At 60.3% G+C, this 26,151-nt stretch carries 25 protein-coding genes; 5 read left to right on the top strand and 20 right to left on the bottom strand.

The annotated features are described in order from the left end of the window. Nucleotides 1-87: 87 nt before the first annotated feature. The 4 genes from KGB18_RS03825 to KGB18_RS03840 form a co-directional block, all read right to left on the bottom strand. Complete coding sequence (locus tag KGB18_RS03825; protein ID WP_123720771.1) at nt 88-1,962, bottom strand: MFS transporter; 1,875 nt, start codon at nt 1,960-1,962, stop codon at nt 88-90. A gap of 91 nt (nt 1,963-2,053) precedes the next feature. Beyond that, nucleotides 2,054-3,205: a TDT family transporter gene (locus KGB18_RS03830; RefSeq protein WP_123720770.1), complete on the bottom strand. Its 1,152-nt coding sequence runs from the start codon at nt 3,203-3,205 to the stop codon at nt 2,054-2,056. A gap of 105 nt (nt 3,206-3,310) precedes the next feature. Continuing rightward, nucleotides 3,311-3,622 (bottom strand): cupin, encoded by a 312-nt coding sequence (locus KGB18_RS03835; RefSeq protein ID WP_123720769.1) that lies wholly within the window; start codon nt 3,620-3,622, stop codon nt 3,311-3,313. A gap of 42 nt (nt 3,623-3,664) precedes the next feature. Further along, nucleotides 3,665-4,858 (bottom strand): MFS transporter, encoded by a 1,194-nt coding sequence (locus tag KGB18_RS03840; RefSeq protein WP_123720768.1) that lies wholly within the window; start codon nt 4,856-4,858, stop codon nt 3,665-3,667. A gap of 91 nt (nt 4,859-4,949) precedes the next feature. Between KGB18_RS03840 and KGB18_RS03845 the strand changes: the two genes are divergently transcribed. Together KGB18_RS03845 and KGB18_RS03850 are read left to right on the top strand one after the other, a co-directional pair. Then, nucleotides 4,950-5,489: a TetR/AcrR family transcriptional regulator gene (locus tag KGB18_RS03845; RefSeq protein ID WP_123720767.1), complete on the top strand. Its 540-nt coding sequence runs from the start codon at nt 4,950-4,952 to the stop codon at nt 5,487-5,489. Nucleotides 5,490-5,664: 175 nt separating this feature from the next. Next, nucleotides 5,665-9,135, top strand: coding sequence for a PAS domain-containing hybrid sensor histidine kinase/response regulator (locus KGB18_RS03850; RefSeq protein WP_123720766.1), 3,471 nt, complete (start codon nt 5,665-5,667; stop codon nt 9,133-9,135). 117 nt (nt 9,136-9,252) lie between these two features. Here KGB18_RS03850 and rmuC read toward each other — a convergent pair whose 3' ends face one another. Both rmuC and KGB18_RS03860 read right to left on the bottom strand, forming a co-directional pair. Next, nucleotides 9,253-10,617, bottom strand: a complete 1,365-nt coding sequence (gene rmuC / locus KGB18_RS03855) for a DNA recombination protein RmuC (RefSeq protein ID WP_187326434.1) — start codon at nt 10,615-10,617, stop codon at nt 9,253-9,255. A gap of 175 nt (nt 10,618-10,792) precedes the next feature. After that, the gene (locus KGB18_RS03860) at nt 10,793-11,116 is read right to left on the bottom strand and encodes a sel1 repeat family protein (RefSeq protein ID WP_123720764.1); all 324 of its coding nucleotides are present in this window, start codon (nt 11,114-11,116) and stop codon (nt 10,793-10,795) included. A 1,001-nt stretch (nt 11,117-12,117) separates the two neighbouring features. Between KGB18_RS03860 and KGB18_RS03865 the strand changes: the two genes are divergently transcribed. From KGB18_RS03865 to KGB18_RS03875, 3 genes are all read left to right on the top strand, one after another. Beyond that, nucleotides 12,118-12,342, top strand: a complete 225-nt coding sequence (locus KGB18_RS03865) for a hypothetical protein (RefSeq protein ID WP_007898912.1) — start codon at nt 12,118-12,120, stop codon at nt 12,340-12,342. A 275-nt stretch (nt 12,343-12,617) separates the two neighbouring features. Continuing rightward, the gene (locus tag KGB18_RS03870; RefSeq protein WP_038979731.1) at nt 12,618-13,100 is read left to right on the top strand and encodes a hypothetical protein; all 483 of its coding nucleotides are present in this window, start codon (nt 12,618-12,620) and stop codon (nt 13,098-13,100) included. Between the two features lie 146 nt (nt 13,101-13,246). After that, nucleotides 13,247-14,515, top strand: a complete 1,269-nt coding sequence (locus KGB18_RS03875; RefSeq protein WP_201059473.1) for an OmpP1/FadL family transporter — start codon at nt 13,247-13,249, stop codon at nt 14,513-14,515. Between the two features lie 89 nt (nt 14,516-14,604). On the opposite strand, the gene KGB18_RS03880 is transcribed toward KGB18_RS03875, so the two are convergent. From KGB18_RS03880 to cobO, 14 genes are all read right to left on the bottom strand, one after another. Further along, nucleotides 14,605-15,156, bottom strand: a complete 552-nt coding sequence (locus tag KGB18_RS03880) for a glutathione peroxidase (RefSeq protein ID WP_201087334.1) — start codon at nt 15,154-15,156, stop codon at nt 14,605-14,607. Nucleotides 15,157-15,212: 56 nt separating this feature from the next. Further along, the gene (locus tag KGB18_RS29835; protein ID WP_007898919.1) at nt 15,213-15,335 is read right to left on the bottom strand and encodes a hypothetical protein; all 123 of its coding nucleotides are present in this window, start codon (nt 15,333-15,335) and stop codon (nt 15,213-15,215) included. Then, nucleotides 15,332-16,540: an MFS transporter gene (locus tag KGB18_RS03885; RefSeq protein WP_123720761.1), complete on the bottom strand. Its 1,209-nt coding sequence runs from the start codon at nt 16,538-16,540 to the stop codon at nt 15,332-15,334. Before KGB18_RS03885 ends, KGB18_RS29835 begins: the two co-directional genes overlap by 4 nt. A 52-nt stretch (nt 16,541-16,592) precedes the next feature. Then, nucleotides 16,593-16,997 (bottom strand): MarR family winged helix-turn-helix transcriptional regulator, encoded by a 405-nt coding sequence (locus KGB18_RS03890; RefSeq protein WP_095051845.1) that lies wholly within the window; start codon nt 16,995-16,997, stop codon nt 16,593-16,595. 78 nt (nt 16,998-17,075) lie between these two features. Continuing rightward, nucleotides 17,076-17,810 (bottom strand): adenosylcobinamide-GDP ribazoletransferase, encoded by a 735-nt coding sequence (locus tag KGB18_RS03895; protein ID WP_223569422.1) that lies wholly within the window; start codon nt 17,808-17,810, stop codon nt 17,076-17,078. 1 nt (nt 17,811) lies between these two features. Further along, entirely contained in the window at nt 17,812-18,387 is a 576-nt protein-coding gene (cobC, locus tag KGB18_RS03900) for an alpha-ribazole phosphatase family protein (protein WP_223569423.1), read from the bottom strand. Then, nucleotides 18,384-19,439, bottom strand: coding sequence for a nicotinate-nucleotide--dimethylbenzimidazole phosphoribosyltransferase (cobT, locus tag KGB18_RS03905; protein WP_223569424.1), 1,056 nt, complete (start codon nt 19,437-19,439; stop codon nt 18,384-18,386). The genes cobC and cobT overlap by 4 nt, the downstream gene beginning before the upstream one ends. Beyond that, the gene (gene cobU / locus KGB18_RS03910) at nt 19,436-19,957 is read right to left on the bottom strand and encodes a bifunctional adenosylcobinamide kinase/adenosylcobinamide-phosphate guanylyltransferase (protein ID WP_123720757.1); all 522 of its coding nucleotides are present in this window, start codon (nt 19,955-19,957) and stop codon (nt 19,436-19,438) included. The genes cobT and cobU overlap by 4 nt, the downstream gene beginning before the upstream one ends. Nucleotides 19,958-20,104: 147 nt before the next feature. Continuing rightward, nucleotides 20,105-21,565 (bottom strand): cobyric acid synthase, encoded by a 1,461-nt coding sequence (locus tag KGB18_RS03915; RefSeq protein WP_123721242.1) that lies wholly within the window; start codon nt 21,563-21,565, stop codon nt 20,105-20,107. An 8-nt stretch (nt 21,566-21,573) separates the two neighbouring features. After that, nucleotides 21,574-22,566 (bottom strand): threonine-phosphate decarboxylase CobD, encoded by a 993-nt coding sequence (gene cobD / locus KGB18_RS03920; RefSeq protein ID WP_123720756.1) that lies wholly within the window; start codon nt 22,564-22,566, stop codon nt 21,574-21,576. Then, nucleotides 22,559-23,467: an adenosylcobinamide-phosphate synthase CbiB gene (gene cbiB, locus KGB18_RS03925; protein WP_123720755.1), complete on the bottom strand. Its 909-nt coding sequence runs from the start codon at nt 23,465-23,467 to the stop codon at nt 22,559-22,561. Before cbiB ends, cobD begins: the two co-directional genes overlap by 8 nt. After that, a complete protein-coding gene (bluB, locus tag KGB18_RS03930; RefSeq protein ID WP_123721240.1) occupies nt 23,464-24,114 on the bottom strand; it encodes a 5,6-dimethylbenzimidazole synthase in 651 nt (216 codons plus the stop codon). The genes cbiB and bluB overlap by 4 nt, the downstream gene beginning before the upstream one ends. Then, nucleotides 24,111-25,493 carry a cobyrinate a,c-diamide synthase gene (locus tag KGB18_RS03935; RefSeq protein WP_223569425.1) on the bottom strand — a complete coding sequence of 461 codons (1,383 nt, stop codon included), beginning with the start codon at nt 25,491-25,493 and terminating at the stop codon, nt 24,111-24,113. Before KGB18_RS03935 ends, bluB begins: the two co-directional genes overlap by 4 nt. After that, nucleotides 25,490-26,101 carry a cob(I)yrinic acid a,c-diamide adenosyltransferase gene (gene cobO, locus KGB18_RS03940; protein WP_052967210.1) on the bottom strand — a complete coding sequence of 204 codons (612 nt, stop codon included), beginning with the start codon at nt 26,099-26,101 and terminating at the stop codon, nt 25,490-25,492. Before cobO ends, KGB18_RS03935 begins: the two co-directional genes overlap by 4 nt. Between the last annotated feature and the right edge of the window lie 50 nt (nt 26,102-26,151).

A 26,151-nucleotide genomic window follows, 5' to 3' on the forward strand; every position in this document is an offset into this window, starting at 1 on the left:
GTTTTGTGTTGTGCCACATAGTGTGGACACACCATCAATCCTTGTGGGAGCCGGGCTTGCCCGCGATGAGGCCCGCCCGATCACCGACTATCTAACAGCCCCACGCAATTCCCCCACCAACCCTTGCAACGTCGCCGGTTCAGCCACTTCAACGGCCACCGCCGGCCCCGCCACCAGGGTCACCCGCGACCACAGCCTGCGAAACACGCCCTTGTCTGGATCACGGCTGAAGAAACTCCCCCACAACCCCTGCAACGCCAACGGAATCACCGGCACCGGCGTTTCTTCGAGAATCCGCGTCAGCCCGCCCTTGAACTCGTTGATCTCGCCATCGGCGGTCAACTTGCCTTCAGGAAAAATGCACACCAGCTCACCATCCTTCAGGTACTGGGCGATGCGGGTGAAGGCTTTTTCGTAGATCTGAATGTCTTCCTGACGCCCGGCAATCGGAATCGTCCCCGCTGTACGGAAGATGAAGTTCAGCACTGGCAAGTTGTAGATTTTGTAATACATCACAAAGCGAATTGGCCGACGCACTGCGCCGCCAATCAGCAACGCGTCGACGAACGACACATGGTTGCAAACCAGCAATGCCGCGCCCTCATCGGGAATCAGCTCCAGATTGCGATGCTCGACGCGGTACATGGAATGGCCAAGCAGCCAGATCATGAAGCGCATGCTGAACTCGGGGACGATTTTGAAGATGTAAGCGTTGACGCCGATGTTCAGCAGCGACACCACCAGGAACAGCTGTGGGATCGACAGCTTGGCAAGGCTCAACAAGACGATCGACACAATGGCCGAGACCACCATGAACAGGGCGTTAAGAATGTTGTTGGCGGCGATCACCCGCGCCCGTTCGTTCTCGACGGTGCGCGACTGGATCAGCGCATACAGCGGCACGATGTAGAAACCGCCGAAGATCCCAAGCCCGAGGATGTCGATCAACACCAGCCAGGCGTGGCCAAACCCAAGGACTTCGATCCAGCCATGGCCAGCAACGCTGTCGGGAATTCCGCCGGAATGCCACCACAGCAACAGGCCAAACACCGTCAGACCGAATGAGCCGAACGGCACCAGACCGATCTCGACTTTGCGCCCGGAGAGTTTCTCGCAGAGCATCGAACCCAGTGCGATACCGACCGAGAACACCGTAAGAATCAGCGTCACCACGGTCTCGTCGCCGTGCATCCATTCCTTGGCATAGGCCGGGATTTGCGTCAGATAAATCGCCCCGACAAACCAGAACCATGAGTTGCCGACGATCGAACGCGATACCGCGGGCGTTTGCCCGAGGCCCAGCTTCAAGGTGGCCCAGGACTGGCTGAAGATATTCCAGTTCAAACGCATTTCCGGCGATGCCGCTGCGGCCCGGGGAATGCTGCGGCTGGCCAGGTAACCGAGCACCGCGATACCGATGATTGCCGTGGACACGACCGGCGCGTAGTTGCTGGTGGACATCATGATCCCGGCACCAATCGTCCCGGCGAGAATCGCCAGGAAGGTGCCCATTTCCACCAGACCATTGCCGCCCACCAGCTCCTCTTCGCGCAAGGCCTGTGGCAGGATCGAGTACTTCACCGGCCCGAACAGCGCCGAGTGGGTACCCATGGCAAACAGCGCCAGCAGCATCAGCGACAGGTGATCGAACATGAAACCGACCGCCCCCACCGTCATGATGACGATTTCCCCGAGCTTGATCAGACGGATCAGGGCGTCCTTGGCGAACTTTTCCCCGAATTGCCCGGCCAGGGCCGAGAACAGGAAAAACGGCAAGATAAACAGCAACGCACACAAGTTGACCCAGATCGAACGGTCACCCTCGATTGTCAGCTTGTACAAAATGGCGAGGATCAGCGACTGCTTGAAGATGTTGTCGTTGAAGGCCCCGAGGGACTGCGTGACAAAAAACGGCAGGAAGCGCCGAGTGCGAAGCAAGGTGAACTGTGAGGGGTGACTCATCTTCCATGTGTCCCTGATTTTGGGTGGCGTGGATACTGTTATTGGAATGTCGAGCGTCGATCCAGGCCACAGATTACCTAATCTTTGCCCCTTATTTCTTTAATCCTGCAATGCACGGCGAGACAAATAGCTCACCTCGCCACGCACCCTGCACCGTACGCTTGGCGACTATCAGCCACATCACCGCCAGCATTGCCACCAACAGGCAACCAAAGACACTGAAAAACGTCAGGCTCAAGGTGCTGGCCAGTTTCAGCGTAGCCAGTGAGTAGACACCCAGCGGAAAAGTGAAGCCCCACCAGCCGAGGTTGAACGGGATACCGGCGCGCAAGTAACGCACGGTGATCAACAGCGCAATCAACATCCACCAGAGCCCGAAGCCCCACAACGTGATGCCGGCCACCAAGCCAAGCCCAGCGGCGATCTCGCCAATACCCGGCAGACCGTTGGCGGCAAAGATCGTCGGTGCGTCGGCGCCCAACAGCAACATGCCCAATGCTCCGGTACCGATGGGACCGAGGGCCAGCCAGCTCGAGGCAGCCATGTTTTCATGGGGCAGTTTATGCAACGCCATGCGCAGTAACAGGATGGTCAGAATGCTGAATGCCACCGGTAGGGAGAAGGCCCAGAGCACGTAGCTGGTCACCAACACCACCAGTTGTGAATGAGCATCGGCCAGGTGCGGTGCCAGCAAGCCACCGCTGGCAGCCGCGACTTCCGCCGCCACCACCGGCAACAGCCAGACAGCGGTCATCTGGTCGATGCTGTGCTCCTGACGGGTGAACATCATGTAGGGAATCAATACGCCGCAGGCCAGCGACATCGCCACGTCCAGCCACCACAGCACTTCGGCGAGATGAATCACACCGTCACCCCAGCGCGGCAAACCGAACAACAGAAAGCCATTGATGATGGTCGCAAGGCCCATGGGAATGGTGCCGAAAAACATCGAAACCGTGGAGTGGCCGAAAATCCGCCGCGCCTCGTCGAAGAACATGACCCAACGGGCGGCATACATGGCCGTGAACACCACAAACAAAGCGATGTTGAATAGCCACAGGCCTTCGGCAAACGCATGCAGACCGGGATTCGACACCGGCAATTGCGCAAGCGCCAGCGCCAATACACCCGTGCCCATGGTCGCCGCGAACCAGTTGGGGGTGAATTGGCGGATGGCCTCTCGAGGGTGCTGCAAATGACTGAACGGTTTGATACCGGGTTTGACGCTATGGGTGCAGGTCATGGTGAACTCCTGTCCTCTCGTGAGGTGGAGCCCATGGTAGATCCGAATCGAATATCGATATAACGGGCAATATCTCTAACTGTTATCTGTTTTACAGATACATCATCAGACGCTGCCTTCGGTCTCGATCACCAATATGCGCGCCACACCCAGTGGATGAGCCACATGCCCGGTGCCCACCGAGGCATAAAAGATATCGCCGACCTCGAGTAGCGTTTCCTTTTCCAGGCCTTCTTCGCGATAACGCATCTGCACCTGCCCATCGAGCACCACGAACACTTCCTGACCGTCGTTGATGTGCCATTTATAGGGCTGATCGGTCCAGTGCAAACGGGTGGTAATGCCGTTCATGTTAGCGATATCCAACGCCGCCCAGGCGCGGTCACCGGTGAAGGATTTGCTGCGGATGATCTTCATGGGGCGGTCCGTCGAAATGAATGGCGGTGCCAAGGCTAACGGTCATCGAACATCGACGCCACAGGCTTTGACGGACCGCTCACGCATCAACCCGAAGAGCGCACCGAGCGACAGGATAATCAGCACCGCGCCATAACCATCGGTGGTTGCCACCAAGCCAAAGGTCCGCGTCAGACCGCCAGCCAGCAACGACGGCAAGCAGAACGCCAAGTAACTGAGCGCATAGAACGCCGACATCAAACCCGCCCGCTCATGAGGCAAGGCCAGCGGCACGATGCTTCGCAAGGCACCCAGGAAACCCGCGCCAAAACCGCCGCCCGCCACCAGGGTGCCGAAGAAAAACAACGGCAGGCTGGCGCTGTGTACCGCCAGCAGAATCAGCGCAACGCCCGCAGGCAGCAGGCTCGCGCCCAACAGCAAGACTTTGTCGGCCGGCCGATTGCGCAAGGTGTAGATCATCAAGGCGCCGGTCACTGTCAACACGGCCACCGTCGCCCCACCAATCAGATTCGAGGTGGACCCAGTGGCGGTCCGCACCAAAGACGGCGCCAGGGAAGCGAAAAAACCACCGAGCGCCCAAACCGCCAGATCTATCGGCAGCACCCGCCACAGCATACGCCGCGCCTGAATCGGCACATGCAAGGTCGGGCGCAGCGAGGCCCAGGCACCCGATTGCCGTGTGACGCTTTCCGGCAGGCGCCAGACGTACAACGCTTGCATCACAAACAGCGCGAACAGCACCCAATAGGTCAATTGCAGCGGCAGCGGCGCAAACTCGGCCAACACACCGCAGCCCATGGCACCCAGCGCCATGCCCAGCAACGGCGCGACGCTGTTGACCATCGGCCCTTGCTGACGGTCAGTGTCCAGCAGCGCCGCACTCAAAACGGCGGTGGCCATGCCCGTGGCAAAACCCTGCAGGACCCGGGCACTGATCAGCCAGGCAACGCTGTCGGCGTTGATAAACAGCAACATCGCCAGCATGTTCAGCAATACGGCGGTAAAAATCACCGGTTTGCGCCCCAGATAATCCGAAAGCGAACCGACCGTGAGCAACGCCGCCAGCAAGCTGAGGGCGTAGACCCCGAAAATCAGGGTCAGGGTCGCTGCCGAGAACTGCAGGTGTTCTTGATACAAGTGATACAACGGCGTTGGCGCGGTGGAAGCGGCGAGAAAACTGAGTAAGGTGATCGCCAGAAACCACAGGCTGGAACGGTTTGACGTTAGACGAGACATAAGCACACTCCGCAAAAGCTAACTTTTTGCTTTTGCGGAGTGTGCTACTGGTAAACACTTAAAGCAAATTCTTTGTGTTAAGGTCCGCCGTATGGCTATTAAAGAAGGTTTACGTCCTGGGGGCCGCAGCGCCAGGGTGCAAGAGTCGATTCATTCGGCAGTCCGCGCGCTCCTCGAAGAACAGGATCGCGCGAGCGTGACCGTGCCGCAAATCGCTGCCCGGGCCGGAGTGACGCCGTCGACCATTTACCGGCGCTGGGGTGATCTGTCGGCGCTACTGGCCGACGTCGCCCTCGCCCGCATGCGCCCCGACAGCGAACCGGCCAATACCGGCAGCCTGCGCGGTGACGTGCGGGCCTGGGCGGAGCAGTATCTGGACGAAATGAGTTCCGAGCCCGGGCGCAACATGATGCGCGACGTGCAATCCAGCGCCACGCCGGGTTATTGCGTGGCGATCATTGGCGGGCAGTTGCAGACGATTCTGGATCGCTATCCCGAGCAGCCTAAGCCGAGTGTCGATCGACTGATCAATATGGTGGTGGCGCCGACGGTGTTTCGCATCCTGTTTGCGGCGCAGGCGCTGGAGGTTGAAGAGTTGCATCGGTTGATTGATATTGCGTTGAGTCAGTAACCGCCATCGCGAGCAGGCTCGCGATGAAGGCCGCACAGGCACCAGAGATCTGACGGTCTCCCAACCTGCGACACCCCACCACGCCACGACCTTGGTCGACACTGACTAACTCAAGCGGTCATGCGAGACTGTCCTGACCGGGCGGAGTCCCGGATGTCTTTTGTCTGGAGTTCCCATGTCGCTGTCCATCGGGCTGATCGCCACCGTCGCCCTGGCCTATATGGCCATCCTGTTCGCTATCGCCTTTTATGGTGATCGGCGCAGCGCGCCGTTGCCGCCACGGGTGCGCGCCTGGGTGTACAGCCTGTCGCTGGCCGTTTATTGCACCAGTTGGACATTCTTTGGCGCCGTGGGCCAAGCGGCCGAACAACTCTGGTCATTCCTGCCGATCTACCTCGGGCCGATCCTGCTGCTGGTGTGCGCGCCGTGGGTCCTGCAAAAAATGGTGATGATCAGCAAACAGGAGAACATCACCTCCATCGCCGACTTCATCGCCGCCCGCTACGGCAAATCCCAGTCGCTGGCGGTGGTGGTGGCGCTGATCTGTCTGGTCGGCGTGCTGCCGTACATCGCCTTGCAGCTCAAGGGCATCGTGCTGGGCGTGAACCTGCTGATCGGCGCCGGTGCCGACGCCATGGGCACGCGCGCGCAAGACACGGCGCTGATCGTGTCCTTGGTGCTGGCACTGTTCACCATCGTTTTCGGTACCCGCAACCTCGACGCCACGGAACACCACCGCGGCATGGTGCTGGCGATTGCCTTTGAATCGCTGGTCAAGCTGTTCGCGTTTCTCGCGGTCGGCGCGTTCGTGACCTACGGCCTGTACGACGGTTTCGACGACCTGTTCGATCAGGCCATGCTCGCCCCGCGCCTCGAAGCGTACTGGAAAGAAACCATCAACTGGCCGTCCATGGTGGTGCAAACCGGCGTGGCGATGATGGCGATCATCTGCCTGCCCCGGCAGTTCCATGTAACCGTGGTGGAAAACATCGATCCCCAGGATCTACGCTTGGCCAAGTGGGTGTTCCCGGCCTATCTGGCGCTGGCGGCATTGTTTGTCGTGCCAATCGCGCTGGCCGGCCAGATGATGCTGCCCAGTTCGGTGCTGCCCGACTCCTTCGTCATCAGTCTGCCTCTGGCGGAATCTCATCCTGCCTTGGCGATGCTGGCGTTTATCGGCGGTGCTTCGGCGGCGACCGGTATGGTGATCGTGGCCAGCGTGGCGCTGTCGACCATGCTTTCCAATGACCTGCTGCTGCCGTGGTTGCTGCGGCGCAACAACGCCGAGCGGCCGTTCGAAGTGTTCCGCCAGTGGATGCTTTCGGTGCGGCGGGTGAGCATCGTGGTCATTCTGCTGCTGGCCTACGTCAGTTATCGACTGCTGGGCTCCACCGCGAGCCTGGCAACCATCGGCCAGATCGCCTTCGCTGCCGTCACCCAACTGGCCCCGGCCATGCTCGGCGCGCTGTACTGGAAACAGGCTAACCGTCGTGGAGTGTTCGCAGGGCTGGCCGCAGGCACCTTCCTCTGGTTCTACACATTGGTGTTGCCGATCGCCGCCAAGAGTCTCGGCTTGCCCTTGAGCAGTTTTCCGGGCCTGGCCTGGCTGCAAGGCAACCCGTTGAACCTGCCGATCACGCCGCTGACTCAAGGCGTGGTGCTGTCCCTGGCGGGCAACTTCACCTTGTTCACCTGGGTCTCGCTACTGTCACGCACGCGGGTTTCGGAGCACTGGCAGGCCGGCCGCTTCATCGGCCAGGAAATCAGCGCCCGACCCAATGCCCGCTCAATGCTGGCAGTACAGATCAACGACTTGCAGCAACTGGCCGCCCGTTTTGTCGGCGAAGAGCGGGCTCGTCAGAGTTTCCTCCGTTTCGCCTACCGTCAGGGCAAAGGCTTCAACCCGAACCAGAACGCGGACGGTGAATGGATTGCCCATACCGAACGCTTGCTGGCCGGTGTACTCGGCGCTTCCTCGACCCGGGCGGTGGTAAAAGCCGCCATCGAAGGTCGGGAAATGCAACTCGAGGACGTCGTGCGGATCGCCGACGAAACCTCGGAAGTGCTGCAGTTCAACCGCGCCCTGCTGCAAGGCGCCATCGAGAACATTACCCAGGGCATCAGCGTGGTCGACCAGTCGCTGAAACTGGTCGCCTGGAACCGGCGCTACCTTGAGTTATTCAACTACCCCGACGGTTTGATCAGCGTTGGCCGGCCGATTGCCGACATCATTCGCTACAACGCCGAGCGCGGTCTGTGCGGCCCCGGCGAAGCGGAAGTACACGTCGCCCGCCGCTTGCACTGGATGCGTCAGGGCCGGGCCCATACCTCCGAGCGGCTGTTCCCCAATGGTCGAGTGATCGAGCTGATCGGTAACCCGATGCCCGGCGGCGGTTTCGTCATGAGCTTCACCGATATCACCGCGTTCCGCGAGGCCGAACAGGCGCTGACCGAAGCGAACGAAGGTCTCGAGCGACGGGTCACCGAACGGACCCACGAGCTGTCGCAACTCAACGTTGCCCTGACCGAAGCCAAGGGCACCGCCGAATCGGCCAACCAGTCGAAAACCCGTTTCCTGGCTGCCGTCAGCCATGACTTGATGCAACCGCTGAACGCCGCACGACTGTTCTCTGCCGCCCTCTCCCACCAGGAGGAAAACTTATCCAGTGAAGCCCGGAAACTGGTTCATCACCTGGACAGTTCACTGCGCTCGGCCGAGGACCTGATCAGCGACCTGCTGGACATTTCCCGTCTGGAAAACGGCAAGATCAACCCTGACCGCAAGCCCTTCGTGCTCAATGAGTTGTTCCATACATTGGGCGCCGAGTTCCAGGCACTGGCGCAGGAACAGGGGCTGAAGTTCCGCGTCAGGGGCAGCGCGCTGCGGGTCGATAGCGACATCAAACTGCTTCGGCGGATTTTGCAGAACTTCCTCACCAATGCCTTCCGCTATGCCAAAGGGCCGGTGCTGCTCGGCGTTCGGCGGCGCAACGGTGAGCTGAGCCTGGAGGTCTGGGACCGTGGACCGGGCATTCCGGAAGACAAACAACAGGTGATTTTCGAAGAGTTCAAACGCCTCGACAGCCACCAGACCCGGGCCGAGAAAGGTCTGGGCTTGGGCCTGGCAATTGCCGATGGGCTGTGTCGCGTGCTGGGTCATACCTTGCGCGTTCGCTCCTGGCCGGGCCGCGGCAGCGTGTTCAGTGTCAGCGTGCCGCTGGCTCGGGTACAAACCGCGACGCCGGCCAAGACCGCCGAACTCAATGGCCATTTGCTCAGCGGCGCGCAGGTGCTGTGTATCGATAACGAAGACAGCATTTTGATCGGCATGAACAGTTTGCTCACGCGCTGGGGTTGCCAGGTCTGGACCGCGCGCAACCGTGAGGAATGCGCGACGCTGCTTGGCGACGGGATGCGTCCGCAATTGGCGCTGGTGGATTATCACCTGGACGATGGCGAGACCGGGACCGAGTTGATGGCGTGGTTGCGCACGCAACTGGGCGAGCCGGTGCCGGGGGTGGTGATCAGTGCCGATGGACGGCCAGAGACGGTGGCCCAGGTGCATGCGGCGGGCCTGGATTACCTGGCCAAACCGGTGAAACCGGCGGCGTTGCGGGCGTTGTTGAGTCGGCATTTGCCGTTGTAGGGTGATGATTGAGGTCTGTGTTGCCTTCGTAAAGATCGCAGCCTTCGGCAGCTCCTACAGGATCGGGTTTCCACGCGGTCAATGTAGGAGCTGCCGAAGGCTGCGATCTTTTACTCTTTATTCGGGGAGTTCGGCCAAGCCATCGACATCCGTCATCGCCCGCTCCAGCAGGTCCGCCGGCAAGCTCTTGCTGGCCCGCGCCCCGAGCAACTTGAGCTGCTCGCTGCGACTGACAAGGTTGCCGCGGCCTTCCGTCAGCTTATTGCGTGCAGAGCTGTAGGCTTTGTCCAGTTGTTGCAGGCGATTACCGACCTCATCCAGATCCTGAATAAACAACACGAACTTGTCGTACAGCCAACCGGCGCGCTCGGCGATTTCCCGGGCGTTCTGGCTCTGGCGCTCCTGCTTCCACAAGCTATCGATGACCCGCAAAGTGGCCAGCAACGTGGTTGGACTGACGATCACGATATTGCGGTCGAATGCCTCCTGAAACAGCGTCGGCTCAGCTTGCAATGCCGCAGAAAACGCCGCTTCGATCGGGACGAAAAGCAAAACGAAATCCAGGCTGTGCAAGCCGTCGAGCCGCTTGTAGTCCTTGCCGGCCAAGCCTTTGACGTGAGTGCGCAGGGACAGCACATGCTGCTTGATGGCGATCTGGCCGATAGCATCGTCCTCGGCCGCTACATATTGCTGATAGGCCGTGAGGCTGACCTTGGAATCGACCACGACCTGCTTGTCGCCGGGCAGGTAAATAATCACATCCGGCTGGAAACGCTCACCGTCCGGCCCCTTGAGATTGACCTGGGTCTGGTACTCACGCCCCTTCTCCAGCCCCGCGTGCTCAAGCACCCGCTCGAGAATCAGTTCGCCCCAGTTGCCTTGGGTTTTCTGTCCTTTCAAGGCGCGCGTCAGGTTGGTGGCTTCGTCGCTCAGGCGCAGGTTCAGTTGTTGCAGCCGTTCCAGTTCCTTGGCCAGGGAAAAGCGCTCGCGGGCTTCAGCCTGATAGCTTTCCTCGACGCGTTTTTCGAACGACTGGATACGTTCCTTCAACGGATCGAGCAACTGCCCCAAACGTTGCTGGCTGGTTTCGGCAAAACGCTGCTCACGCTCGTCGAAGATCTTGCCCGCCAGCTCGGCGAATTGCGCGCGCAGCTCGTCCCGCGAGCCTTGAAGGTCGTTGAGGCGCTGCTGATGGCTTTCCTGCTGCTCACGCAGCTCGGCATTGAGGGAGGCGGCCTGCGCGTCGAGGCGGCGCAACTCAGCCTCTTTGCCGGCGCGTTCGATGTTCCAGGCGTGGGCCGCGTCGCGGGCATCGTCGCGTTCGATCTGGAGCAGTTCGACTTCACGGCGCACGGCGGCCAGATCGGCCTGTTTGGCGGAGTTGGCCTGGCTCAGGTCGGCGATTTCATCACGGCAGGTATCAAGCTGAGCATTCAAGCCGTCCTGCGTCAACTGGGCGATGGCAAGGCGCTCTTCCAGCAGCGCCAGCTCGGCCTGCCCCGCACTCGCTCGACGCTGAAGTTGCCAGGCCAGTACCAGTAACGGCAGCCCAGTGCCCGCCAGCCCCAGCAATGCGCTGGTCAAGTCCATCGCCATAGCCACTCCTGCCGATTAGTTAAAGCGTGAAGGTTAACCAAGGCGTCAGGTCTTGGACAGCTCAGTCTTCGGTCAGGCCCAGTTCCTGTTGCGCGCGTCGGTCGCCCGCACGCGCGGCCTGACGCAACAGTTCCTGGCCAATTCGGCGATCCCGTGCGTTACCGCATTCACGGCACATCAGCTGGCCGAGACGGCTTTGCGCGGCCACCACGCCGTCCCGGGCAGGCTGCTTGAGCAAGCGTCCGGCGAAGTGTTTGACGTTGGAGTTTTCGCCCAGGCGCGGGCTGTCCAGCAGCCACTCGGCCACCCGCATCGAAAAGCGCTTGGGAGGGGTAACACTAGGGGATGTTGAGGCAGCAGAGATTGATACTGAGCGAAACTTCATAAAGCACTGTGGGGCAGATCGGAAGGCGCGCCACTCTACTCTTTTTTTCGTACAGGTAAAGTCGAAAAAAGCCTGCACGCCCGTCCTAGAGCAAGCGCTTGGGACAATCCACAGAAGCTGTGGATAACTCAGTGGACAACCGTCTTTGAACTCGCGCAAAGCCCTGTGGAATGGGGCTCGCAGTCAAACTGACGATTTTTTCACCAGTAAAAAAAAGCGATGTTTTTCATTGACTTAAATTTTCGTTACAGGCACCCACTCCCGTTGAAGCCAGGATGACAGTGGGATGACAGTCCGCGCAACTTATGTGCACAAGTACCTGCGAGGCGGTTATATCGATGCGCTTTTTCGGCGCGTTTTTCCGTAAAGCCTGGGGATAAACCCGGGCAACCCGCGCAACGATTGATCCTGGCTCGATCGTCCTCTCGGATCAACGGTCGGGTTCTGGGCTATTACGGGGCGCCGGGTCTGCCGGTGGCCCTGTCGGTGGTCTTCGAATCGCTCAGCCGGGACTAGTCGACAGGCACCCCAGCGATCTTTTTTGCGATCCGGCTTCCCTTTGGCAATTCAATCCGTTAGTATCCGCGGCGTTAGTACCAAGCTGAAAGTCAATTCTGGTCGAACAAATCCCCGGTCAGCCTTCCCTAAGAGAAGCCTCCACCGACAAAACGGGATCGACCACCTCGATGGTTTCCAGGTAAATCTTGCACCAACACAGCCTTTGAATCGAAAGCAAAGGGTGTTGCCAAGCTCACTTACTCTGACCGAACCAGCCTGCAAATTGATCAGGATCTTCACCCCGGGCCCAGAACCTTTGCCCTTGATGTGTTGCCTGCCCTCCTAAGTACCTACCTGCCAGCCCAAGCGCGCCAACTTATCAGCGCTTCAAACTGGCTGCTTTGTTCCAGTCGGGTTCTTCGTTCGACCAATGGTGGTCGTCGTCACTGGAACGTTTTAACTTTGCACGGTTCTTATCCGTGTCGCTTGTAGGAACACCAATTATGTCCACTCAAATCCACACTCAGGATGCCATTCGCACCCTAACCAACGCTTTTGCTCCAATGAACTGCCTGATCATGGCCGCTCGCAAAGGCTGCTTCAGCTTCACTCTGGTCAACGAACACGGCATCGCTCGTCACAGCGAACGCCTGTACCCGGATCAATACTCCAGCGCAGAACCGCTGCAGGCTGTGATCGAGCGTACTCGCCAGGCACTGGTTGCCTGAGACGCCAGAAAGGCTGAAAACCTCAAAAGCCCTGCTGAAAAGTGGGGCTTTTTATTGCCCGATATTTCTCATTTCGTGGCCAACGACTAAGCACCAACCGATATAACGGTTATAACTCGAAGCCGGAAATATTTTAAAAACAGTCCTTTACAGCGAAATAATGACACTACACTTCAACTCAAGCGGCTTGATCCGCTTCCGGCGAGCCTGAATCGATCCACTGCTGCCAAGGCCCCCTTCAGGTATCGCCGACCACTTGATGTTTCGAGGGCTTTATGGGAATCGCTGCCAGCGAACTGTGTCGTTATGTGATCCGTCCGACGTTGATCTACCTCGGACGCCATAGCGCAACTGCCGAATCCCTGCTGCTGGGCATTGCCGCCAGTCAGTCAGCCCTTGGGTCAGCCTTGCACGACCGCCGTGGACACGGCCTGTACCGAATCGCCGAACCCCGCCACCAGGCCCTATGGGATCATTATTTGGCCCTGGACCCGGATCGGGCGAGCCTGGTCCGCGGCCTGGCCAGCCAGCATGCTTTTCTCAGCGGGCCGCATCTGGAATTGACCGTCAACCTGCGTTACGCCACCGCCATCGCCTGGCTGCTGGTAGAAGAACAGAACACTCCCCTCCCCGCCTCCGATGACCTGTTGGGAATGGCCCGAATCTGGCGCCAGACTTTCCAGCCCCAAGGTCGTCTGCGAGATTTCACCTACGCCTGGCAAACCTGTGTTTCATCGTTGAATCAGGTCGCCTGCTGACCCACCCATTTCCGAAGATCGCGTAACTTGTCGCGATTTTGGTCGGATTGTCCTACAAAACCGCTCTAAATCAAGCGATACAGGCTATAGCGCCCGGACGAAAATGTTGGTAATTTTCGCCCCGGTGATCACCAGGAGTTCTAATAATGAAAAAAGTAATGCTCAAAACCACCCTTAGCCTCGCCGTTACGTTGGCATCCACCCAGATCTTCGCAAGTGGCTTTGCCCTCAACGAACAAAGCATCAGCGGGATGGGGACAGGTTTTGCCGGGCGATCTTCAGCTGCCGACGACGCATCCACCGTTTTTGGTAACCCTGCCGGCATGTCTCGCCTCAAGCGCGAACAAGTGACAGGTGGTGTTGCATTTATCGACGCGCACGCTGATATCAGTGATACGAGCTCCAGTCCGAATGGTGGTACCAACAAAGGTGACATGGTCCCTTTCATGGGCGTCCCCATGGGCTATTACGTAAAGCCAATCAATGACCAGTGGGCAGTCGGTTTCGGCGTCTACGCTCCATTCGGCCTGGTGACCGACTACGAGAACGGCTTCGCCGGCAAATACTTCGGCAGCAAGAGCGAAGTAAAAATCGTAACCCTGCAGCCAACCGTCAGCTACGCCTTCAATGACAAGGTGTCGATCGGTTTCGGTCCGACCATCAACCGCATTGACGGCACCCTGGAATCGAATCTGTCGCTGAACCCGCTCGCAGCGGACGGTAACGTCAAGATCAAGGGTGACGACACCGCGCTGGGTTACAACATCGGCATCATGGTTCAAGCCACCGACAGCACTCGCGTCGGCCTGACCTACCACTCGAAAGTGAAGTACAAGCTTGAGGGTGACACCAAGGTCAACTACAACCTCCTGGGGGCCCTTGGTCAGAACCCGAGCCAGAAGTACGACGCGTCGCTGGACATCACCACGCCTGAGTCGGTCGACTTCTCGGTTACTCACCAGCTGGACGACAAATGGACTCTCTACGCAGGCAGCACCTGGACTCGCTGGAGCCGCCTGAAAGAAATCTCCGTTGAGAACAGTGGCGTTCCTGCCGCCCTGAACGGCCGCTTCGGTACCATCACCGAAGAACAGAACTGGCACGACACCTGGGCTCACGCCATCGGTGCTTCGTACCAGCTGAACAAGCAATGGGTCCTGCGCACCGGTCTGTCCGTCGACCAGGCACCAACCAACAACGAAAACCGCTCTCCACGCATTCCGACTGGCGATCGCAAGATTTTCAGTCTTGGTGCTGGCTGGAGCCCGACCGACGATCTGACCATCGACGTTGCGTACTCGTACCTGCGCGAAGAGTCGGTCAAGGTCAACAACAGCAACGGCCGCCAGAATTACAGCGCCGAGTATGAAAACTATGCGAATGGTTTCGGTGTTGGCGCGACCTACCGCTTCTGATGATTCACGACGAGCCTGAACCATTGGCTGCCTGAATTGAAAAAGCCCCGCACTCTTGTACAGAGGCGGGGCTTTTTAGTGGCCGTCGATCAGGGTTTCGAGGCCAGGGCTTTCTCAACCGCCTCGATGAACTCGGGATTGTCAGGTTTGGTCAGGCTGGAGAAATTGGCGATCACCTTGCCCTGGCGATCGACCACGTACTTGTAGAAATTCCACTTCGGCGAACTGCTTTGTTCAGCGAGAACCTTGAACAAATGCGCTGCGTCATCGCCGCGGACTTTCTGTGGTTCGGTCATGGTGAAGGTCACGCCGTAGTTCACGTAACAGACTTTGGCAGTCTCTGCGCCATCTTTGGACTCTTGCTTGAAGTCATTGGAAGGAACACCAATCACCTCAAGCCCTTGATCCTTGTAACGCTGATACAGCGCCTCAAGGCCTTTGAACTGGGGGGCGAAGCCACAGAAGCTCGCGGTATTGACCACCACCAGCGGCTTGCCGGCGAAGCGCTGGCACAGATCAATGGATTCCTTGGCCCGCAGCTTGGGCAATGAGCCTTGTAACAACTCCGGGCATTCTGCCGCCTGGACCAACCCGGCAAAAGCCGTCAGCAACGCGGGGACTGCAAGCCAGCGCATCAGCATGTCGGTGCATCCTTGAACAATCGTCAGAAAACGAAATTACTCGCCTTCGCCGCTCGCTAGCAAGCACCCATGCCCAACTGCATCAATGCCAGGCCACCCTGATGCCAGCCCCACCACGCCAGGGCCAGCAGCAGTACGCCGATGGCGATTACAGCCATCCGCGGCCAGAGACTGTTCATGCTGCACTCATCCGGGTTTGCAGACGCGCCACCGGCTGCTCGCGCACCGGCCAGTTCAGGGCTGCGGCCACCAGACTCAAGAGAATTGCCACCTGCCAGATCAAGTCGTAGCTCCCGGTTCGGTCATACACCACCCCACCCAACCAGCCACCGAGGAACGAGCCGAGCTGGTGGAAGAGGAAAACGATCCCACCGAGCATGGACAAATTTCGTACACCGAACAAGGTGGCCACCGTGCCGTTGGTCAAGGGTACCGTCGACAACCAGAGAAAGCCCATGGCCATGCCGAACAGATAAGCCGTGACCTGGGTGACCGGTGCCCAGAGGAACAGCACAATCACCACCGCCCGCAACAGATACAGACCGGTGAGCAGGCGCGGCTTGGACATCCGCCCGCCGAGCCAGCCTGCTGTGTAGGTGCCGAAAATATTGAACAGCCCGATCAGCGCCAGCACCGTGGTGCCGACGGAGGCTGGCAAGTGCTGGTCCACCAGATAGGCCGGTAAGTGCACGCCAATGAACACCACTTGAAAACCGCAGACAAAAAAACCAAACGCCAGCAGCCAGAACCCTGAATGGGAACAGGCTTCGCGCAGCGCTTCAGAGAGGGTTTGCTCGTGTCCGAGAACCGGCAGCGGTTTGTCTTTGAGCATGCTCACCAGCGGCACGATCAGTGCCACGATCAGGCCCAGCACCAGCAATGCCGCGGACCAGCCAAGCCAGCCGATCAGCCCCAGCGTGCCGGGCAACATGGCGAATTGACCGAAAGAACCGGCGGCGCTGGCGATCCCCATGCCCATGCTGCGTTTTTCCGGCGGCACGGCACGGCCGACCACGCCGAGGATCACCGAGAACGAGGTGCCTGACAGGCCGATACCGATCAACAGGCCGGCGCTCAAGGACAAGGTCACCGCCGAATCGGACAGTCCCATGAACACCAGGCCCAAGGCGTACAAAACACCCCCGATCAACACCACCTTCGCGGCGCCAAAGCGGTCGGCCAGCGCACCGGTGAACGGTTGCGCCAGGCCCCAGATCAGGTTCTGCAAAGCAATGGCGAAGGCAAACACTTCGCGGCCCCAGCCGAATTCGGCACTCATGGGTGCCAGAAACAGCCCGAAGCCGTGTCGCACACCCAGGGACAACGCCAGAATCAGCGCACTCCCCAACAGAACCCAACCGCATGTACGCCACATTGATGTCATTCTTGTTCTCCAGTAGCGGGTATATACCCGCTTAAGATCGAACAAACTGGCCTCAAGCCAGTTCGTCCAACAGTTTCAGCAAGATTTCGCGCTTCTCGGCACCCAGACGGTCAATCAACCGTTGCTGCGCCGCTTCCCAGGCCGGCAAGGCCGCTGCCAGACGTTCGCGCCCTGTCTCGGTGAGCAGAACGATACGATTGCGCATGTCCTCACCCTCAACCAGCGTCACCAGACCTTCGCCTTCCAGCACTCGCAGATTGCGCCCGAGGGTGCTGCGATCCAGGCCCATGGCTTCGGCCAGCGACGAGATGCTCGGCTGATCCAGACGCTGCAGATTGCACAGCAGAGAATACTGGGCAACGTTGATCCCGAAGCCGTCGAGGGCGCCGTCGTAATGCCTGCTGACGCCTCGAGCGGCGCGACGCAGGTTAGTGCACAAACATTGAGAAGGAAGCATAGTGCGTGTATATACCCGCGGTTAAATGAAAGCAAATTTTTTGAAACATATTACCGTAGGAGCGAGCGCCGCTCGCTCCTACAACATCAATGCAAGCCCCACCAGCACCGCCACCTCCAACAATTCCAGCAACGCCCCTGCCGTATCGCCCGTCGTCCCGCCCAATCGTCGCACCATCACTTGCCGCAACCAGACAAACACCGCCGCCGCCAATACAAGCGCCCACACACCACTGAGGCCAGCCATCAGCACACAGGCCACGGCACTGATCGCCAACACCTGCTGACCGGCCAAACGCGGCAGATGATCGGCCAGCGCCTGCCCCAATCCACCGGGACGCACATAAGGCGTGGTGAGGAATAACCCCAGTAACGCGCTGCGGCTAATCAATGGAACGATGATCAAGACCACGCTGTGCTGCTGCTCGATCAACGCCAGCAACGCGGCGAACTTGAGCAGCAACACCAAAACCAGTGTCACCACGGCGATCGGCCCGCTGCGCGGGTCTTTCATGATGGTCAGGGTGCGTTCACGGTCGCCGTAACCCCCGAGCCACGCATCGGCGCTATCGGCCAGGCCATCCAGGTGCAACGCACCGCTGAGCACGGCCCAAACGCTCAGCAGCAGTGCGGCATGAAGCAATAATGGCGTGCCCAGCAATAGCCAGTTCAGCCCCCACAGAATCGCGCCGAACAGCAAACCGACCAGCGGATAAAACAGCAACGACCGGCCCAGTTCCTCGGGCGTCGGCATGTCCGGCAGACGAATCGGCAGGCTGCTCAAAAATTGCAGGGCGATCCAGAACGGCAACATGTCAGATCGCTTCCCTTAACAAGACGCCGGATTCGACCGACAAAGAGAACAATGCGCCATGGCCAACTTCAACGTTGAGCAACTGCTCACGCGGCAATCCGCGCGCTTGAGCCAGCAACAGACGCATGACGCCGCCATGGCTGATCAGCAAGATTCGCTCACCCGCATAGGCCGCGTGCAGCCGCTCAATGGCCGCCAACACTCGCGCAGAAAAGTCCGCAACCGACTCACCCTCGGGCGGCGTGAACGAATAAGGATCAGCCCAGAACAAGCCCAACGCCTCGGCGCTGGTTTCCATCAGTGCCGCCGCGCTCTGCCCTTCCCAGGCACCAAAGTGCAGCTCTTGCAGATCCTTATCCAATTGCACCGGCAAACCCAGTTGCGCCCCAAGCTCTTCAGCAAAACGCGCACAACGCTGCAACGGCGAACTGACCAGTCGATCCCAGGGCCCCTGCTCGATCACCGCGGCGCGCATTTGCTCCCAGCCCCTGCCGGTCAGCGCATCGTCGAGGCTGCCACGCAAACCGCCGCCGAGCTCGGTTTCGCCATGGCGCAACAGGTCCAGGCGCAAAGTCATGCCGGGCGATCCGCCACTGCGGCTTCGGCGAACGTCGCCATCTGCCCGTGCAGGTCGCAGGCCAGACGCAGCAATGGCACGGCCAATGCCGCACCACTGCCCTCGCCCAGTCGCAGACCGAGGTCCAGCAACGGTTCGGCGTTCAGGGTTTCGAGCACATGGCGATGACCCGGCTCGGCGCCGCGATGACCGAACAGCAACCACTCACGGCAGGCCGGATTCAAACGCACCGCCACCAACGCTGCGACGCTACAAATAAACCCGTCAACCAACACCGCGATACCTTCCTGAGCACAGGCCAGGTACGCGCCGACCAGCGCAGCAATTTCAAAACCGCCGAGGTTGAACAAGGTCTGCAGTGCATCACTACGCTGAGCGCCATGCAACGCCAAGGCACGTTCAATGACTTGGGCTTTGTGGCTGACACCCGCCGCGTTCAATCCAGTGCCCGGCCCGGCCAGATACACCACCGGGCAATCGAGTAACGCACAGGCCAACGCACTGGCCGCGGTGGTGTTGCCGATGCCCATTTCGCCACCGATGAACAACTGCGCACCGGCTGCGATGGCGCGCTGCACACTGTCACGACCAGCCTGCAAGGCGAGTTCGCCCTGGGCCTGAGTCATCGCTGGCCCCTGGACGAAATTCGCCGTACCCGGGCCGATGTTCAGGTGATGCACACCCGGCAGACTCAACGACGGCGTGACAGTGCCGAGATCGACCACTTCCAGGGAAGCACCCAACTGCCGCGCCAACACGCTGATCGCCGCGCCACCGCTGACAAAGTTGTGCAGCATCTGCCCGGTGACTTCCTGCGGAAACGCCGACACGCCTTCGGCGACCACACCATGGTCACCAGCAAAAATCGCAATCCACAGCTGATCGAGCGTCGGCTTGACCTGCCCCTGCAACCCTGCCAGTTGCACCGCTACCGATTCGAGCTGGCCGAGCGAGCCGGCAGGCTTGGTCAGTTGCTGTTGACGCGCCTGCGCCTGCTCGACCGCTTGCGCATCGATTGGCTTGCACGGGTTCAGCCACCAGGAGTGAGTCATAACGCAGTTCCTTTCAAAGTCAGGGGCAGGCCGGCGACGGTCAGGACGACTCGCTGACAGCGCTCGGCCAGGGCTTGATGCAGCCAACCGGCTTCATCGACATAGCGGCGAGTCAATTCGCCCAGCGGTACGACACCCATCCCGGTCTCGTTGCTGACAAAAATGATTTCACCCGGCAATGACGCCAGGCAGTCCAGCAAAGCTTCGCGTTCGGCCGATAAGCGCTCGGCGTTGTCGAGCATCAGTAGATTGGTCAGCCACAGCGTCAGGCAATCCACCAGCAAGCAACGATCGGCACTGGCGTTTTCCCGCAGTACACGGGCCAGCTCCAGCGGCTCTTCGATCAACGCCCATTCGGCTGGACGACGGGCGCGATGATGAGCCACCCGTTCGTTCATTTCACCGTCCAGGGGTTGGCTGGTGGCGATGTAGGTGACTTGACGCTGACTGTCTGTCGCCAGTTTTTCAGCCAGGCGACTTTTGCCGGATCGGGCGCCGCCGAGGATCAGTTGCAGCATGGTTTATTCCTTAAAATCTTCGGTGAGACGACGAGCCTCATCGCGGGCAAGCCCGCTCCCACAAGGATCGAGGCTGTTCACAGATCTTTGTCCCCCCACGAAACCTGCGGGAACGGGCTTGCCCGCGAAGGGGCCTGTGCAGCCACCTCAAATCCCACAGAGCTCACGCAGCAACGAAGTATCCAGATGCTTCTCCACCAGATCCGCCAGCCGTTCGATATCGCGCTCACGCAAGGCGTGGTAATCGACTTCCTGCACATCCTGCAACCCGGCCCAGCGCAACAGCGCACTGCACGCTGCCGGAGACTCGAACAGGCCATGCAGATACGTGCCGAAAATCTGCCCATCGACACTTTGCGCGCCATCGCAGCGACCATCGTCGAGCTGCACCGCGGCGTTTTCCAGCGCCGGCCCAGTGGTCACGCCGGCATGAATTTCATAGCCGCTGACCTGCGCATCTTCCAGCACCAGACGCCCACGCACATTGCGCAATTGCTTCTCTTCTTCGAGCCGAGTTTCGAACGCCAGCAAGCCCAAACCGGTACTGGAACCCGGTGCACCTTCGAGGCCCAGCGGATCATGCACCTGCTCGCCGAGCATTTGCAGACCGCCACAGATCCCCAACACTTTTCCACCGTAGCGCAAGTGCCGCGAAATAGCCGTTTCCCAACCGTTAGCCCGCAAGTACGCGAGGTCACTGCGCACGCTTTTCGAGCCGGGAAGAACGATCAGGTCGGCCGGCGGAATCGCCTGACCGGGGCCGATGAATTGCAGATCCACTTGCGGATGCAGGCGCAGCGGATCGAAATCGGTGTGGTTGCTGATACGCGGCAACACCGGCACCACCACGTTGAGCACTTGATCGGCCTTATCGGTCTGCCGCTGATCGAGACCATCCTCGGCCTCAAGATGCAGGTCCATCACATAAGGCAAAACGCCGATCACCGGTTTGCCAGTGCGCTCCTCCAGCCAATCGAGGCCTGGTTGCAGCAAGGCGATGTCGCCGCGAAAACGGTTGATGATGAAACCTTTGACTCGCGCCTGTTCGCTGGGCGACAGCAGCTCCAGCGTACCGACCAAATGCGCGAAAACTCCACCGCGATTGATGTCGGCAATCAGCACCACCGGGCAGTCCACCGCCTCGGCAAATCCCATGTTGGCGATGTCGCCGGCGCGCAGGTTGATCTCTGCCGGCGAACCCGCCCCTTCGACCATCACCACCGGATACGCCGCGCTCAAACGTTCATGAGAGGCCAGCACCGCCTGCATGGCGATGGCCTTGTAGTCGTGATAAGCGACGGCATTCATGGTGGTGACCGCTCGCCCATGAATGATCACTTGGGCGCCGGTATCGCTATTGGGCTTGAGCAGCACCGGGTTCATGTCGGTGTGCGGTTCGAGGTTGGCGGCCTGAGCCTGCACCGCTTGAGCACGGCCAATCTCGCCACCGTCGGCGGTCACCGCGCTGTTGAGGGCCATGTTCTGCGGTTTGAACGGCACGACGCTCACGCCCTGACGCGTCACCCAACGACACAGCGCCGTCACCAGCGTGCTTTTACCGGCGTCCGATGTAGTGCCCTGCACCATCAAAGTCGCGCCTTGCACCATCAACGTAGTCATTGCGCTTCCTTAACGTAGGCTTCAAGCGCTTGCTCGAGACGCAGCCAATCCGCTTCATCGGCGGGCAAGCCAAACCGCACGCTGCTGTTGTGGGTGAACAACCGCAGCAGAATGCCGCGCCGGGCCATGAATTCATGCAGCGCTTCGGCGCACTCGGTGATCAGCCATTGGAACAATGCGCAGCCACCCTGAGGTTTGAAACCGTACTGTTCAAGCAGCAACGCTAGACGCTCGCCGGCCTCGTCAGTACGAATGCGCTGTCGAGTGTGCCCGTCCGTATCCGTCAGGCACACCTGCCCCAGCACTCGGGTCGGACCGCTGACCGCCCAAGGCCCGACCTGTTCGGCCAGCAGTTTGAGCAACTTGCGCTCGGCCAATACAAAACCCAGCCGCACACCGGCCAGGCCGAAAAATTTGCCGAAGGAGCGCAGCACGATCAAGCCGATCTGATTGGCGAACGGCGCCAGACTCAAATGCGGGGTGTTGTCCATGAACGCCTCGTCCACCACCAGCCAGCCACCGCGCTGGGCCAGCCGCGAATGCCAATCCAGCAGGCGAGCCGGGGTCAGGCTCAACCCCGTGGGATTGTTCGGGTTGACCACCACCAGCACGTCGAGGCTGTCGAGAAAGAAATCGACTTCCGACTCCAGCACTTCACGCACGATGTAACCGTTGCGACGCCAGGCTTCGGCGTGTTCGGCGTAACACGGCGACAGCACGCCGACCTTGCCGGCCCGGCGCAAACGCGGCAGCAGCTGGATCGCCATTTGCGAACCGGCCACCGGCAACACTTGGGCCGCACCGTAATAGTCGCAGGCAGCCTGCTCCAGACCGTCATCGGTTTCCGGCAACCGCGCCCAGGCCCGCAGCGGGATGTCCGGGACCGGGAATGGCCAAGGTGCCAGGCCACTGGACAGGTCGAGCCAATCGGCTTCGGCAATACCGTATTCAAGCGCCGCCTTGCGCAAGCGACCACCGTGCTCAAGCATAGAACTCAGCCCCCACGCAGAGAATCAGCAGCCATAACCATACCCCGCGCTGGACCAATTGCCAGCCACGGTCGATGGAATCGGCATCCGCCGGCACGCCTTCGCCCAATTGCGGACGTTGATGCAGTTCACCGTGATAAATCGCCGCCCCACCCAACTCGACACCCAGCGCGCCAGCACCGGCCGCCATCACCGGCCCGGCATTCGGGCTATCCCAGGTCGGGCCCTGGGTACGCCAGCACTTCAGCGCCAGTCGGGTTTTGCCCAGCAACGCGTAGGTCAACGCCACCAGGCGCGCGGGAATGTAGTTCAGAACATCATCGATCTTCGCTGCCGCCCAACCAAAACGTTCGAAGCGTTCGTTGCGATAACCCCACATCGCATCGAGAGTGTTGCTCAGACGATAGAGCACCACGCCGGGCGCACCCGCCACGGCAAACCAGAACAGCGCGGCGAACACTGCATCGCTGCCGTTCTCCAGCACCGACTCGGTGGCGGCGCGGGCAACTTCGGTTTCATCCAGTTCGCTGGTTTGACGGCTGACCAGATAACCAACACGTTTGCGCGCCTCGATCAGATCATCGCTGCGCAGGGCCTTGGCCACCGGCTCGACATGCTCGCCGAGACTGCGCATGCCAAGGGCGCAATAGAGCACGAGAATCTCGACGATCCAGCCAACGTAAGGCGCCCAGGAAAGTGCGGTGGCCAACAAGGTCAGCGGCACGACCGCCATCACCCAGGCCGTAACGCCATGACTGCGCCAGCCGCGGCCACCGTAGTTGAAACGTTGCTCGATGCGATCGGCAAAACGACCGAACGCCACCAGCGGATGCCAGCGTTTGGGTTCACCCAGCAGCGCATCCAGCGCGACCGCGGCGACACTCAACAACGCCACACTCATTGACTCACTCCCCAATAATTTTCATACAGCAACTCGTTGAGTGGACGCGCCTGCGCCCAGCCTTCGAGTACCAACATCGGCGCCGGATAGAATTCCTTGACCGGCCCCAGGCAAAGAACGGCCAAAGGCTTGGCCCCGCTCGGTAAACCCAGCAAGTCCGCCAGCGCTTGCGGCTCGAACAATGACACCCAGCCCATGCCCAAGCCTTCGGCGCGGGACGCGAGCCAAAGGTTCTGGATGGCGCAGGACAACGAGGCCATGTCCATTTCCGGCAATGTACGACGGCCGAAGATATGCCGCTCGCGATCGTCCATCAGCGCGGCGACCAGCACCTCGGCGCAGTCGTTGATGCCTTCGACCTTGAGCTTCATGAATTCGTCGGAGCGTTCGCCGAGGGCTTCGGCGGTGCGGATGCGTTCTTCTTCCACCAGCTGCTGAATCTTGCCGCGCAGTGCCCGGTCGCTGATGCGGATGAAACGCCAAGGCTGCATCAGGCCGACACTTGGCGCCTGATGCGCGGCCTCGAGCAGACGCCTCAGCAACTCAGGCTCGACGGTGCCTCCGCTGAAATGCCGCATGTCGCGGCGTTCGGCGATGGCTCGGTAAACGGCTGCGCGTTCGGCTTCGGAAAATGCGTTGTCCGTCATGGCCTCTTCGCGAGCAAGCCCGCTCCCACATTTGAAATGCGTTCCCCTGTGGGAGCGGGCTTGCTCGCGAAGGCGGCCTCAAGGTCAGGCACAAACAGCGCGGCAATCGCCGATGGATTGGACGGAAAATAAAAATGCACATAAGAGGCTGTCATCCGCCCCTCGCGATAAACCGCCTCCGCCCCTCGCCCGCCATTCGGGCTCAGCCCACGAGCAATTGGCTCAAGTTCAGTGCTGGTCAACGAGTGGTGATAGGTGTGCCCACGCAACAGACCTTCCGGCAATTCGACCGCCTGCAAGGCCAACGCGGCAAGACGCTTCTGCATCACCGCATCACCGGCCAGCAAACCGACCAGTTCAGCGCGAGTGCCCTCGACATCGGTCAATGAGTCGAGCAAATACAGCATGCCGCCACACTCGGCGAGCAACGGTTTACCCGCCGCGTGATGAGCGCGGATCGCGGTCAGCATCGGCGTGTTTTGTGACAACGCCACATGGTGCAATTCGGGATAACCGCCCGGCAGATACAGGCTGTCCGCCTTCGGCAATTCGGTGTCGCGGATCGGCGAGAAGAAAGACAATTCGGCGCCCATGGCCCGCAGCAAATCCAGGCTCGCGCCGTAGGTAAACGCGAAAGCTTCGTCCCGGGCTACGGCAATCCGTACACCGGCCAGCAACGGTTCGGCTGCGATCATTTCAGGCGCGGCGAACTCCACGGCCGGCGGTAGAGCCACATCGCAACTGCTGGCCAGTGATTCGGCCGCCGCATCGAGACGCAGGTCGAGATCATTCAGCTCGCTGGCCTGAACCAGACCGAGATGCCGACTCGGCAATTCGATCCCGGTCTCCCGGGACAACGCTCCGTACCAGCGCAAGCCTTCAGTCAGGCTGCCTTCGAGCAACTGCGCATGGCGTACAGTGCCGACCCGGTTGGCCAGTACACCGGCAAACGGCAAGTCCGGCTGATAGCGCGCAAGGCCCAGGGCCAGCGCACCAAACGTCTGCGCCATGGCGGTGCCGTCGATCACGCCGAGCACCGGCACACCGAAGTGCCGCGCCAGATCGGCGCTGGACGGCGTACCGTCGAACAGCCCCATGACGCCTTCGATGAGGATCAGATCGGCTTCGCCAGCGGCCTCCCACAATAGACGCCGACTTTCCTGCTCGCCGACCATCCACATGTCGAGTTGATAGACCGGTGCGCCGCTGGCGCGCTCGAGAATCATCGGGTCGAGAAAGTCCGGGCCGCATTTGAACACGCGAACCTTGCGCCCCTGATTGCGATGCAAACGGGCAAGCGCGGCGGTGACGGTGGTCTTGCCCTGACCGGAGGCCGGCGCGGCGATCAGTACCGCCGGGCAATGACGTGGTTGACTCACAACTCGACGCCTTTTTGCGCTTTGATTCCGGCCTGGAAGGCGTGCTTGATCATGCCCATTTCAGTGACGGTGTCGGCCAGCTCGATCATCTCCGGCTTGGCGCCACGACCGGTGACTACCACATGCTGCATCGGCGGACGGGCCTGCAAGTCGCTGAGCACCTGATCGAGATCGAGGTAGCCGTGCTTGAGGGCGATGTTCAACTCATCGAGCACCACGAGGCCAATGGCCGGATCACGCAGCAGTTCGCGGGACACCGCCCAGGCGGCCTCGGCGGCGGCAATGTCACGCTGGCGATCCTGGGTTTCCCAGGTGAAGCCCTCGCCCATCACATGAAAACGCACCTGCTCCGGGAAGCGCCGGAAGAACAGCTCCTCGCCGGTGCTGGTGCGCCCCTTGATGAACTGCACCACGCCGCATTGCATGCCGTGGCCCATGGCCCGCGAAAGCATGCCGAACGCCGAGCTGCTCTTGCCCTTGCCGTTGCCGGAGAGCACCAGCAGCAAACCGCATTCATTCGGGGAGTTGGCGATGCGTTCATCGATCACCGCTTTTTTGCGCAGCATGCGCGCCAGGTGGCGTTCGTCACGATCGGGGGTATCAGTCATGGGGGAGCTCTCCGTTGAGGCTGGATAACGGCGGGCAGGCACAAGAATAG

This window comes from Pseudomonas sp. BF-R-26 (assembly GCF_019947395.1).
In the GTDB taxonomy this organism is placed as follows: domain Bacteria; phylum Pseudomonadota; class Gammaproteobacteria; order Pseudomonadales; family Pseudomonadaceae; genus Aquipseudomonas; species Aquipseudomonas farris.